At 70.6% G+C, this 12,340-nt stretch carries 11 protein-coding genes; 10 read left to right on the top strand and 1 reads right to left on the bottom strand.

Features of this window, described 5'->3' with window-relative positions:
* The gene (locus G9Q37_RS12700) at window positions 1-249 is read right to left on the bottom strand and encodes a hypothetical protein (RefSeq protein WP_166227539.1); all 249 of its coding nucleotides are present in this window, start codon (window positions 247-249) and stop codon (window positions 1-3) included.
* A gap of 277 nt (window positions 250-526) precedes the next feature.
* Between G9Q37_RS12700 and G9Q37_RS12695 the strand changes: the two genes are divergently transcribed.
* From G9Q37_RS12695 to ftsW, 10 genes are all read left to right on the top strand, one after another.
* Window positions 527-1,432: a LysR substrate-binding domain-containing protein gene (locus G9Q37_RS12695; protein WP_166227538.1), complete on the top strand. Its 906-nt coding sequence runs from the start codon at window positions 527-529 to the stop codon at window positions 1,430-1,432.
* 258 nt (window positions 1,433-1,690) lie between these two features.
* Window positions 1,691-2,107 carry a division/cell wall cluster transcriptional repressor MraZ gene (mraZ, locus tag G9Q37_RS12690; protein ID WP_166231285.1) on the top strand — a complete coding sequence of 139 codons (417 nt, stop codon included), beginning with the start codon at window positions 1,691-1,693 and terminating at the stop codon, window positions 2,105-2,107.
* 8 nt (window positions 2,108-2,115) lie between these two features.
* The gene (gene rsmH, locus G9Q37_RS12685) at window positions 2,116-3,045 is read left to right on the top strand and encodes a 16S rRNA (cytosine(1402)-N(4))-methyltransferase RsmH (RefSeq protein WP_166227537.1); all 930 of its coding nucleotides are present in this window, start codon (window positions 2,116-2,118) and stop codon (window positions 3,043-3,045) included.
* Window positions 3,042-3,356 (top strand): cell division protein FtsL, encoded by a 315-nt coding sequence (gene ftsL / locus G9Q37_RS12680; RefSeq protein ID WP_166227536.1) that lies wholly within the window; start codon window positions 3,042-3,044, stop codon window positions 3,354-3,356. Before rsmH ends, ftsL begins: the two co-directional genes overlap by 4 nt.
* The gene (locus G9Q37_RS12675; RefSeq protein WP_166227535.1) at window positions 3,353-5,086 is read left to right on the top strand and encodes a peptidoglycan D,D-transpeptidase FtsI family protein; all 1,734 of its coding nucleotides are present in this window, start codon (window positions 3,353-3,355) and stop codon (window positions 5,084-5,086) included. The genes ftsL and G9Q37_RS12675 overlap by 4 nt, the downstream gene beginning before the upstream one ends.
* Complete coding sequence (locus tag G9Q37_RS12670; RefSeq protein WP_205710645.1) at window positions 5,086-6,597, top strand: UDP-N-acetylmuramoyl-L-alanyl-D-glutamate--2,6-diaminopimelate ligase; 1,512 nt, start codon at window positions 5,086-5,088, stop codon at window positions 6,595-6,597. Before G9Q37_RS12675 ends, G9Q37_RS12670 begins: the two co-directional genes overlap by 1 nt.
* Window positions 6,594-8,021, top strand: coding sequence for a UDP-N-acetylmuramoyl-tripeptide--D-alanyl-D-alanine ligase (locus G9Q37_RS12665; RefSeq protein ID WP_166227534.1), 1,428 nt, complete (start codon window positions 6,594-6,596; stop codon window positions 8,019-8,021). Before G9Q37_RS12670 ends, G9Q37_RS12665 begins: the two co-directional genes overlap by 4 nt.
* A complete protein-coding gene (mraY, locus tag G9Q37_RS12660) occupies window positions 8,011-9,189 on the top strand; it encodes a phospho-N-acetylmuramoyl-pentapeptide-transferase (protein WP_166227533.1) in 1,179 nt (392 codons plus the stop codon). The genes G9Q37_RS12665 and mraY overlap by 11 nt, the downstream gene beginning before the upstream one ends.
* Entirely contained in the window at window positions 9,186-11,018 is a 1,833-nt protein-coding gene (gene murD, locus G9Q37_RS12655) for a UDP-N-acetylmuramoyl-L-alanine--D-glutamate ligase (protein ID WP_166227532.1), read from the top strand. The genes mraY and murD overlap by 4 nt, the downstream gene beginning before the upstream one ends.
* The gene (gene ftsW / locus G9Q37_RS12650) at window positions 11,015-12,334 is read left to right on the top strand and encodes a putative lipid II flippase FtsW (protein WP_420810287.1); all 1,320 of its coding nucleotides are present in this window, start codon (window positions 11,015-11,017) and stop codon (window positions 12,332-12,334) included. The genes murD and ftsW overlap by 4 nt, the downstream gene beginning before the upstream one ends.
* The last annotated feature ends 6 nt before the right edge of the window (window positions 12,335-12,340 follow it).

Raw genomic sequence — 12,340 nt, 5'->3', positions numbered from 1 at the left:
TCAAGTGGCGCGTTGAAAGGCGAAACGGAGCAGGGTCGCTTCGCAGCGCCCCCGCAGGGCGAACAAGGCCTGCGTCACAGTGCCCTGCGTGGGATGGCTGGACGACTGGCTTTGCAGCAGGCTTGCCAATGCCGCGCCGAGCGCCGCCTGGTAGCGTTCGATGAATTCGTCGGTTTCACCGTCGGGCGGTGAAACCATGAAGGCGCAAAAATCCACATTGGCCACGAAACGGTCCAGTGGGGTGGCCATTTGGGCGCCAGTCGGGTTGAAGAGGAGGGGGAGGAGAATGGCTGAGAGGGATGCCTTTTTGATCATGGATTCGTGACAGCGTTGGGCCTCGATTTCATGGAATTATTGGATTGATCTTAGGCTTGCAAATCGCCCGCTGGCAAACAAAGAGTTGTTATCTGCGACATAACAAGCCGTGAAATCACACCAGCGGTGAGCGGGAGACGCAATGGATCAGCAGCACGACGGCCCCTCGCGGGTACCACCGGGGCCACCCGGTCCGCCAGCGCGCGCCGACATGCTGCGGGGTCGCCTGCTCGCACCCGAGCTGCTGCGCGCTTTTGTGGCCGTGGTCGACTGCGAGGGCCACACCGCCGCGGCCCGCTACCTGCATCGCACCCAGGCCGCCATCAGCCAGCAGATCTCGCGGCTAGAAGACTGCGTGGGAACCGATCTGTTCGAGCACCGCAAGAAGCCCTTGCGGCTTACCGATGCCGGTCGGGTGCTGCTGGGCTACGCGCGCCGCCTGCTCGCGCTCAACCAGGAGGCGATGGCGCAGATGCAGCCGGACATCGTGCGCGGCACCGTGCGCATGGGCGCGACGCACTTCTACGCCACGGCGGTGCTGCCGCCGCTGCTGGCCGAGTTTTCGGCGCTCTACCCGGCCATCCACATCGATCTGCAGGTGGGCATCGCCGGAGAGATGCAGCGCAAGCTCGGCACGGAGTTCGACATCACCATCAACGCTTTCCAGAGCGGCCAGGGCCACGGCGTGCTGCTGCGCCGCGACCCGGTGGTGTGGGCGGTGTCGCGGCGCGCCGATCCGCACCGCAAGACCCCCCTGCCACTGGCGGTGCTGCCATCGGGCTCGCTGCTGCGGCGCTGGGCCGAGGAAGCGCTGACCGCCGCGGGCAGGCCCTGGGTGGTGGTGCAGGAGAGCGCCAGCGTGGAGGTGCTCAAGGCCTCGGTGCTGGCCGGGCTCGCGGTGGGCGTGTTCCAGAAGGCCTCCGTCGGCCACCTCGCGGGCCTGCGCTTGCTGACGCCCGACGAGGGCTTTGCGCCGCTGCCGCTGTCCGAGATGTGGCTGGAGCGCGCCGATCGCGAGCTGCCGCGGGCGGCGATGTGCCTGTACGGCTTTCTGCGCGAGCAGTTGCCACCCTGGGACCTGCCGCTGGCCTCGCCGATCGGGCCGGGAGCGGCCTGAGCGACCGCCTGTCGCCCCATCACGGGGCACGGACACCCCATGCGGGTGTTCCGGTTTTGAAGCATCACATGCAGAGCACGTTGTAAGTGCTTGCTTTTTATGTGCTTTTTGGCTTCAAAAGTTGCGCGAAATCGCCTCTAAGTGGTTGATTTCATTGGAAAAAAGGCGAGCGACACCGCTCGCTTTGCGGTTTTTTCCTGCTACAGTGGAAAAAAGTGCAATTAAGTGGTGGAAAGTCCCATCTCCAGGGTGATCGCGGTGTTCCAGGGCGCCTCCAATCTCAGTCTCGATGCCAAGGGTCGGCTCTCCGTGCCGACCCGGCACCGTGACGCCCTGGGCGGCGCGCTGACCATCACCAAGCACCCGCACGGCTGCCTGATGGTGTTTCCGCGCGAAGCCTGGCTCGAGTTCAGCGGCCGCATCGCCACCCTGCCCATGCAGGCGCAATGGTGGAAGCGGATTTTCCTCGGCAACGCCATGGACGTGGAGGTTGACGGCACCGGCCGCGTGCTCGTTTCGCCCGAGCTGCGCGCTGCCGCCGGCATCAGCAAGGACGTGGTGCTGCTCGGCATGGGCGCCTACCTCGAGCTGTGGGACGCCCAGGCCTATGCGGCCCAGGAGGCCGAGGCCATGAAGGCCGAGATGCCCGACGTGTTCAAGGACTTTTCGTTCTGAGGACCCGGGTGCAGACCGAATGGACCCATCAAACCGTCTTGTTGAACGAAGCCGTGCAAGCGCTTTCGATCAACCCGGACGGCCACTACGTCGACGCGACCTTCGGGCGCGGCGGCCACAGCCGCGCGGTGCTCGAGCGCCTGTCGCCGCGCGGCCGGCTGACGGTGTTCGACAAGGACCCGCAGGCGATCGCCGAGGCGCAGGCCCTGGCCGCGGCCGATGCGCGCGTGGCGCTGCGCCACGAAGGATTTCGTGCCCTCGGCGCGCTCGGTGCGGGCTCGGTCGACGGCGTTCTCATGGACCTGGGTGTGAGCTCGCCCCAGCTCGACGACCCCTCGCGCGGTTTCTCGTTCCGCCACGAGGGGCCGCTGGACATGCGCATGGACACCACGCGCGGCCAGAGCGTGGCCGAGTGGCTCGAGACGGTTCCGGTATCCACCCTGGCGGAGATCATTCGTGACTATGGCGAAGAACGGTTTGCTGCACCGATTGCAAAGGCGATTGATCGCCGCCGACAGGAACGGGGCGCTTTTCGAACCACCCGTGAGCTGGCCGAAGTCGTGGCTGGCGCGGTCAAAACCCGCGAGCCGGGCAAGGACCCTGCAACGCGCACATTTCAGGCTCTTCGGATTTTCATCAACGCCGAGCTTGAAGAGCTGCAAGCGGCGCTAGAAGCCAGTCTGACCGTGCTCAAGGCCGGAGGCCGTCTCGTGGTGATCAGCTTCCACTCGCTCGAAGACCGCATGGTGAAGCAGTTCATGGCGCGCCATTCGCGCACCGTGGTGGACCGGCGCGCGCCCTTCGCCGAGCCCGCGCCCACGCTGCTGTGCGACGTGCAGCGCCTCATGCCCTCGGAGGCCGAGGTGCAAGGCAACCCGCGTGCCCGCAGCGCGGTGATGCGCATGGCCACGCGCAGCGCGGTGGGGGTGTCCGCATGATCCGCCTCAACCTCGTGCTGTTACTGGCCGTGCTCGCGAGCGCCTTCTACCTGGTGCACACCCAGTACGAATCGCGCCGCCTCTACACCGCACTCGACCGCGCGCAGGCCCAGGGCAAGCGGCTCGACGTGGAGCACGAGCAGCTCGTGGTGCAGCGCCGCGCGCAGGCCACGTCGGCGCGCGTGCAGCAACTGGCCTCGCGCCAACTGCAGATGCGCCCCGTGTCGCCCGGCATCACGCAGTACGTGAGCGAGCGCGCCAGTGGCGGCCAGCCCGCACAGCCGGCCACCGGTGCGGAGGCCCGGCCATGAGCCGCAGCATCAACTACACCTCCAGCCCGCTGCTGGCGAGCAAGACGCCGGTCTGGCGCAGCAAGTTCATCGTGGCCGGCCTGGCGCTCGCGTTCGCGGGGCTCGCGGGCCGTGCGGCCTACGTGCAGGTGCTGGGCAACGACTTTTTCCAGCGCCAGGGCGAGGTGCGCTTCGCGCGCACGCTCGAGTTGCCCGCCAACCGCGGCCGCGTGCTCGACCGCAACGGCCTCATCCTCGCGTCCAGCGTGGTGGCGCAAAGCATCTGGGCCATCCCCGAAGACGTCGACAAGAACCACCCCAAGCTGCGCGAGCTCGCGCGCCTGCTCGAGATGCCGCTGGCCGAGCTGCGCAAGCGCCTGGCCGACGAGGACAAGACCTTCGTCTGGATCAAGCGCCAGGTCGACGAGCCCGTGGCGCGCCAGATCGCCGCGCTCGACATCAAGGGCATCTACCAGCGCCGCGAGTACAAGCGCCAATACCCCGAGGGCGAATCCGCCGCGCACGTGGTGGGCTTCACCAACGTGGAAGACCGCGGCCAGGAGGGCGTGGAGCTGGCCTTCAACCAGGAACTCGCGGGCAAGGCCGGCTCACGCCGCGTCATCAAGGACCGCCTGGGTCGCGTGGTGGAAGACGTGCGCGACGTGGTGCCGCCCGAGGACGGCCCCGACCTGCAGCTCTCGATCGACAGCAAGGTGCAGTACTTCGCGTGGCAGAAGCTGCGCGACGCGGTCGCCCAGCACAAGGCCAAGGCCGGCAGCGTGATCGTGATCGACACCCGCACCGGCGAGGTGCTCGCGCTGGCCAACATCCCGGGCTACGACCCGAACCGGCGCCGCAACCTCAGCGGCGAGCAGCTGCGCAACCGCGTGCTCACCGACACCTTCGAGCCCGGCTCGACGATGAAGCCCTTCATCACCGCGCTGGCGCTCGAAAAGGGCATGGTCAAGCCGACCACGCCCATCAGCACCGCGCCGGGCCGCATCACCATCAGCGGCTCGACCATCCGCGACACGCACCCCTCGGACATCCTCACGGTCTCGCAGATCATCCAGAAGTCGAGCAACGTGGGCACGGTCAAGCTGGCCATGCAGATGAGCCCGCGCGAGATGTGGGAAACCTACGCGCAAGCCGGCTTCGGCCAGAAGCCGCAGGTGCCCTTTCCCGGCGCAGCCGCCGGCCGGCTGCGGCCCTACAAGAGCTGGCGCCCGATCGAGCAGGCCACCATGAGCTACGGCTACGGCCTGTCGACCTCGCTGTTCCAGCTCGCCCATGCGTACACCATCTTCGCGCGCGACGGCGAGCTGATCCCGCTCACGCTGCTCAAGAGCGACGCGACCGTGCAGGGCGTGCGCGTGTTCAGCAGCCAGAACGCCCGCGCCGTGCGCGACATGCTGGGCCTGGCCGTGCAGCCCGGCGGCACCGGCACGCGCGCGCAGACCATGGGTTATTCGGTGGGCGGCAAATCGGGCACGGCGCGCAAGCAGGAAGGCAAGGGCTATGCCGAAGGCAAGTACCGCGGCGTTTTCGTGGGCCTGGCGCCGATCGAGAACCCGCGCATCGTGGTGGCGGTGATGATCGACGAGCCCGGCAACGGCCAGTTCTACGGCGGCCTGGTGGCCGCGCCCGTGTTCAGCGAGACGGTGCAGCAGACGCTGCGCATCCTGGGCGTGCAGCCCGACATGAGCGTCAAGCCCATGATCGTGGCCGAGCCGGTGGAGGAGTCGTTCTGATGGTGCAGACCCTCGTGCACCCGCAGGCCGTGGCCACCTGGTTGCGCTCCAGCGTCACGGGCGCGCTCGTGTGCGACAGCCGCCGCGTGGGCGCAGGCGACGGCTTCGTGGCATGGCCTGGCGCCGCCACCGACGGCCGCCGTTTCGTGCCCGATGCGCTGCACGCGGGCGCCGCGGTGGCGCTGGTCGAGCGCGAAGGGCTGGAGGCGCACGATTTCCGCGACGACCCGCGCGTGCTCGCCGTGCCCGGCCTCAAGGGCCAGGCCGGCCCGATCGCCAGCGCCTTCTGCCGCGAACCCAGCGCCGCGCTCGACGTCATCGCCATCACCGGCACCAACGGCAAGACCTCCAGCGCCTGGTGGATCGCGCAACTGCTCGGCGCGTGCGCGCGCCCCGCCGCGGTGGTGGGCACGCTGGGCATGGGCCGCCCGGGCGAGGCGCTCGTGGCCACCGGCCTCACCACGCCCGACCCGGTCATGCTGCAGCACCAGCTGCGCGATTTCGTCGACCAGGGTCTGCGCGCGGTCGCGATCGAGGCCTCGTCCATCGGCGTGGTCGAAGGCCGGCTCAACGGCACGCGCGTGTCGGTGGCGGTGTTCACCAACTTCACGCAGGACCACCTGGACTACCACGGCAGCATGGAGGCGTACTGGGCGGCCAAGCAGCGCCTGTTCGACTGGCCCGGCCTCAAGGCCGCGGTGGTCAATGCCGACGACCCCCAGGGCGCGGGCCTGCTCGAGCGCCTCACCGGCCGCGGCCTGGACCTGTGGTCCGTGGGCATCGCCCACCCCGCGCGGCTGCAGGCCCAGCACCTCACCGTCACGCCCGCGGGCGTTGCCTTCGACCTCGTCGAACGCAACCGCCAGGGCCAGGTGCTGAGCCAGCGCTCGATGAGCCTGCCGCTGGTGGGGCGCTACAACGTGCACAACCTGCTCGGCGTGATCGCCACCGCGCGCGCGCTGGGCATTCCGCTGGCCACGGCCGTCGAGGCCTGCGGCGCGATCACGCCCGTGCCCGGCCGCATGGAACAGGCCCGCCCCGCGAGCGCCAGCGCGCCGCTGGTGCTGGTCGACTACGCGCACACGCCCGACGCGCTCGAAAAGGCCTTGCAGGCCCTGCGCCCGCAGGCGCAGGCGCGCTGCGGCCTGCTCTGGGTGGTGGTCGGCTGCGGCGGCGACCGCGACCCGGGCAAGCGCCCGCTCATGGCCGCCGTGGCCGAGCGCGAGGCCGATCGCGCCGTGCTCACGAGCGACAACCCGCGCAGCGAAGCGCCCGAGGCCATCCTTGCGCAGATGGCCGCGGGCCTGTCTTCGCCGCAGGCCGCGCGCACCGTGGTCGACCGCGCCGAGGCCATCGCGCTCGCGGTGCGCGAGGCCGCCCCGGCCGACGTGGTGCTGATCGCGGGCAAGGGCCACGAGGACTACCAGGAGATCCGCGGCGTGAAGACGCCCTTCGCCGACATCGAACACGCGCGCCGCGCGCTCGACACCCGCCAGGGGGCTGCCGCATGAAGACCATTGCCGAACTCATGCTCGCGCTGCCCGGCGCCCGCGCCGTCGGTGCCCTGAGCGCGCCGGTGCAGCGCGTGCACACCGACACCCGCAGCCTGCAGGCCGGCGACCTGTTCGTGGCGCTGCGCGGCGAGCGCTTCGATGCCCACGCCTTCCTGCCCCAGGCCGCCGCCGCGGGCGCCGTGGGCGCCATCGCGCACGCGGGCCTGGCCGAAGCGGGGCTGGCCGGCGTGGAGGTGCCCGACACCCTGGCCGCGCTGCAGCTGCTCGCGCAGGCCTGGCGCGCGCAGTTCACGCTGCCGCTGATCGCGGTGGCCGGCAGCAACGGCAAGACCACCGTCACGCAGATGGTGGCGAGCATCCTGCGCGCGCACGCGGGCGATGCCTCGCACGCCACGCAGGGCAACTTCAACAACCACATCGGCGTGCCGCTCACGCTGCTGCGCTTGGGGCCGCAGCACCGCTGCTCGGTGGTCGAGCTCGGCATGAACCACCCGGGCGAGATCGCGCTGCTCGCGGCCGTGGCCGCGCCCACGGTGGCGCTGGTCAACAACGCGCAGCGCGAGCACCAGGAATTCATGGCCACGGTGGACGCCGTGGCGCGCGAGAACGGCGCCGCCATCGAGGCGCTGCGCGCCGACGGCACGGCGGTCTTTCCCAGCGACGACGCCCACACCGCGATCTGGCGCGAGCTGGCCGGCGCACGCCGCGTGATCGCCTTCAGCGACACCGACCCCGGCGCCGAGGTGCGCGCCACCAGCGCCCGCTGGCTCGGCGAAGCCTGGGCGCTGCACCTCGCCACGCCCGCGGGCGAGACCGAACTCACCCTGCGCATCGCGGGCCAGCACAACGTGCGCAACGCGCTCGCGGCCACCGCGTGCGCGCTCGCGGCCGGCGTGCCGCTCGAGGCCATCCGCCGCGGTCTCGAGGCCTTCGAGCCCGTGGGCGGCCGCTCGCGCGCCATCGCCCTGCAGGTCGGTGGCCGCGTGGTCACGCTGGTGGACGACAGCTACAACGCCAACCCCGATTCCGTGCGCGCCGCCATCGAGGTGCTGGCCACGCTGCCCGGCCCGCACCTGCTGGTGCTGGGCGACATGGGCGAGGTCGGTGACCAGGCCCTGGCCTTCCACCTCGAGGTGCTGCGCCACGCTTACGCGCGCGGCATCGACGAGGTGCGCGTGAGCGGCGAGCACATGCGCGCCGCCGTCGACGCGCTGCAGGCCGCCGGCGAGTCCGCGCCCCAGCACGTGGCCGACGTGGCCGCGCTGGCCAGCGACGTGGCGGCCGAGGTCGCCACCGGCGCCGTGGGCAGCGTGCTCGTGAAGGGCTCGCGCTTCATGCGCATGGAGCGCGTGGTGCAGGCCGTGCGCGCGCTCGATCCCACGCAGAACAATCCCGACAAGGACCATCCCCATGCTGCCTAGCATCGCCCTCTGGCTGCAGGGCCTCTCACCCGACCTGGGCTTCCTGCGGGTGTTCCAGTACCTCACCTTCCGCGCCGTCATGGCCGCGCTTACCGCGCTGGTGCTCGGCCTGGTGGCCGGCCCCTGGTTCATCCGCCGCCTGGCCGCGCTCAAGATCGGCCAGCCGATCCGCACCTACGCGATGCAGACCCACATCACCAAGGGCGGCACGCCCACCATGGGCGGTGTGCTGATCCTGTTCTCGATCGCGCTGTCCACGCTGCTGTGGTTCAACTGGAGCAACCGCTTCGTGTGGATCGTGCTCATCGTCACCCTGGGCTTCGGCGCCATCGGCTGGGCCGACGACTGGCGCAAGGTGGTGCACAAGAACCCCGAGGGCATGCGCTCGCGCGAGAAGTACTTCTGGCAGTCGCTGATTGGCCTGGTGGCCGCGTTCTACCTCGTGTTCGCGGTCTCCGAGACCAGCAACGCGCGCGTCTTCGAGCTCTTCATGGACTGGGTCAAGTCGGGCTTCACGCTCGACCTGCCGCCGCAGTCGGGCTTTCTCGTGCCCTTCTTCAAGGAAGTGAACTACCCGCTGGGCGTGGCCGGCTTCGTGATCCTCACCTACCTGGTGATCGTGGGCGCGAGCAACGCGGTCAACCTCACCGACGGCCTCGACGGCCTGGCCATCATGCCGGTGGTGATGGTGGGCTCGGCGCTCGGCATCTTCGCCTACGTCACGGGCAACGCGGTGTTCGCGCGCTACCTGCTGCTGCCGCACATCCCGGGTTCGGGCGAGCTGCTGATCTTCTGCGGCGCCATGGCCGGCGCGGGCCTGGCCTTCCTGTGGTTCAACACCCACCCCGCGCAGGTCTTCATGGGTGACGTGGGCGCGCTCGCGCTCGGCGGCGCGCTCGGCACCATCGCGGTCATCGTGCGCCAGGAGATCCTGCTCGCCATCATGGGCGGCATCTTCGTGGTCGAGGCGCTGTCGGTGATGCTGCAGGTCTCGTACTTCAAGTACACCAAGAAGCGCTACGGCGAAGGCCGGCGCCTGTTCCAGATGGCGCCGCTGCACCACCACTTCGAGAAGAAGGGCTGGAAGGAGACGCAGGTCGTGGTGCGCTTCTGGATCATCACCATGCTGCTGTGCCTCGTGGGCCTGTCCACGCTGAAGCTGCGATGACAGACCAGCCCGTCCTCATCCTCGGTCTCGGCGCCTCGGGCCTGTCGATGGCGCGCTGGTGCGTGCGCCAGGGCGCGCGCGTGACCGTGGCCGACACCCGCGAGGCCCCGCCGCAGCGCGAGGCGCTGCAGCGCGACTGCCCCGGCGCCACCTTCGTGGCCGGCGCCTTCGACGCCACCCTGCTCGCGCGCGAGCCCTGGGCCCTGATCGCGCGCAGCCCGGGCCTGATGCCCGAGGCGCTTCAGACCGTGTTCGAACACGCCCGGGCGCAGCAGATCCCCGTGCTCACCGAGCTCGACCTGTTCGCCCAGGCGCTGCAGGCGCTGTCGCAGCGCGAGCGCTTCCCCTACCGGCCCAAGGTGCTGGCCATCACGGGCACCAACGGCAAGACCACGGTCACCTCGCTCACCGGCCTGCTGCTGCAGCGCGCGGGCTGGCCCGTGGCGGTGGCCGGCAACATCGGTCCCGCGCTGCTCGACGTGCTGGGCCAGGCGCTCGACGCCGAGGCCGTGGCGCAGGCCGCCGACGATCAACGCGCCGCCGCCGAGGCCGCCGAGCAGGCCGCCAAAGACGCGGCCGAGCAGGCCCGGCGCGAAGCGGCTCAAGCGGCTGAAGCGGCTGAATCGCCCGAACCCGCCGAAGCGCCCGCCCAGGCCGAGCTGCCGGTGGACACCGACGCCCCCGACACCGAGGCCCCGGCCGACGACGAGCCGCTGCCCGCGCCGCCCGAGGACGAGGCCGAACCCCTGCTGGTGCCGCCGCCCGCCGAGCCGCCGCCCGCGCCGCACCTGCCGCGTGTCTGGGTGCTCGAGCTCTCGAGCTTCCAGCTCGACGGCACGGCGCAGGGCGCCTGGGCCGCCGTGCCCACCGCGGCCACGCTGCTCAACCTCACCGAAGACCACCTCGACTGGCACGGCAGCATGGACGCCTACGCGCAGGCCAAGGCCGCCGTGTTCGGCAGCCAGGCCCTCATGGTGCTCAACCGCGACGATCCGCGCGTGATGGCCCTCAAGCCCGGGCTGGTCACGGTGAAGGTCGGCAACCGCAACCGCCAGGTGCCCGCGCGGCCCTGGATGGGTTTCGGCCTCGATGCGCCCACGCGCGCCGGCGACTGGGGCCTGGAGACCGTCAACGGCATGACCTGGCTGGTGCGCGCGCTCGCACTCGACGAAACGCGCGCCAAGGGCAAGGCCCAGGCCGACGAAGAGGTGTACTTCCAGCGCCTCATGCCCGCCGAGGCGCTGCGCATCCGCGGCCGCCACAACGCGGCCAACGCGCTCGCCGCGCTCGCGCTCGCCGCCGCCACCGGCGCGCCGCTGGCGCCCATGCTGCACGGCCTGCGCGAGTACCGCGGCGAGCCGCACCGCGTCGAGCCGGTGGCCATCATCGATGGCGTTGAGTACTTCGACGACAGCAAGGGCACCAACGTGGGCGCCACGCTGGCCGCCGTCAATGGCCTGGGCGCCGAGCGCCGCCTCGTGGTCATCCTGGGCGGGGACGGCAAGGGCCAGGACTTCTCGCCGCTGGCCGAGCCGCTGGCGCGCCACGCGCGCGCGGTGGTGCTGATCGGCCGCGACGCACCGCTGCTGCGCGCCGCGCTCGGCGATGCGCTGCAGGCCGCCGGCGTGCCCCTGATCGACGCAGGCACGCTGGCCGCGGCGGTGCCGCTGGCGGCCGAACGCGCGCACGCGGGCGACGCGGTGCTGATGTCGCCGGCCTGCGCGAGCCTCGATCAGTTCCGCAACTACGTGGCCCGCGCCGAGGCCTTCGTGGCCGCGGTGCGCGAACGGGCCGAGCAGCAGGGCATGAGCCTGGAGGGCGGTCTGTGAGCCGCGCGAAGAAGAAAGCCGCCGCCGCGCCGGCCAGCACGGGCGCCGGCTGGCGCGCGCGCCTGGCGGGCTGGCTGCCGGGTTGGGCTGGCGGTCTGGCCGGCGCGGGCGCGGGCGCGGGCGACATCCCGGTGCGCCTGTCCAGCCGCAGCTACGGCGGCCAGCGCAACATCGCGGTGCGCGAAACCGGCTTCGACCAGCCGCTGCTGTGGGTCACCGTGGCGCTGGTCTGCTGGGGCCTGGTGATGGTGTATTCGGCCTCCATCGCGCTGCCCGACAACCCGCGCTTCGCCAACTACGCGCACACCCACTTCGTGGTGCGCCACGCGCTGTCCATGGCCATCGGCGTGGTCGCCGCGCTGCTGGCCTTCCAGGTGCCGCTCAAGACCTGGGAACGCACCGCGCCCTGGCTGTTCGCGGCGGCGCTGCTGCTCATGGTGGTGGTGCTCGTGCCCTTCATCGGCAAGGGCGTGAACGGCGCGCGCCGCTGGATCTCGCTGGGTGTGATGAACTTCCAGCCGTCCGAGCTCGGCAAGCTCGCGGTGCTGTTCTACGCGGCCAGCTACATGGTCCGCAAGATGGAGATCAAGCAGAACTTCTGGCAGGCCGTGTGGCCCATGGCGGTGGCCGTGGGCGTGGTGGGCATGCTGCTGCTGGCCCAGCCCGACATGGGCGCGTTCATGGTGATCGTGGTGATCGCCATGGGCATCCTGTTCCTGGGCGGCGTGAACGCGCGCATGTTCTTCCTGATCGCGGCCGTGGTGGTTGCGGCCTTCGCGCTCATGATCATGGCCAGCAGCTGGCGGCGCGACCGCATCTTCGCCTACCTCGATCCCTGGAGCGAAGAGCACGCGCTGGGCCGCGGCTACCAGCTCTCGCACGCCCTGATCGCCATCGGCCGCGGCGAGATCTTCGGCGTGGGCCTGGGCGGCAGCGTGGAAAAGCTGCACTGGCTGCCCGAGGCGCACACCGACTTCCTGCTCGCCGTCATCGGCGAGGAGTTCGGCCTCGTGGGCGTGCTCACGCTGATCGCGATCTTCCTGTGGATGACGCGCCGCATCATGCACATCGGCCGCCAGGCGATCGCGCTCGACCAGGTCTTCTCGGGCCTGGTCGCGCAGGGCGTGGGCCTGTGGTTCGGCTTCCAGGCCTTCATCAACATCGGCGTGAACCTGGGCGCGCTGCCCACCAAGGGCCTCACGCTGCCCTTCATGAGTTACGGCGGCTCGGCCATCCTGCTCAACATGATCGCGCTCGCGGTGGTGCTGCGGGTCGATTACGAGAACCGCCAGATGATGAAGGGAGGCAGGTCGTGAGCCGCG

This window comes from Hydrogenophaga crocea (assembly GCF_011388215.1).
GTDB lineage: Bacteria > Pseudomonadota > Gammaproteobacteria > Burkholderiales > Burkholderiaceae_C > Hydrogenophaga > Hydrogenophaga crocea.
This window is presented reverse-complemented; position numbering and strand designations above follow the sequence as displayed.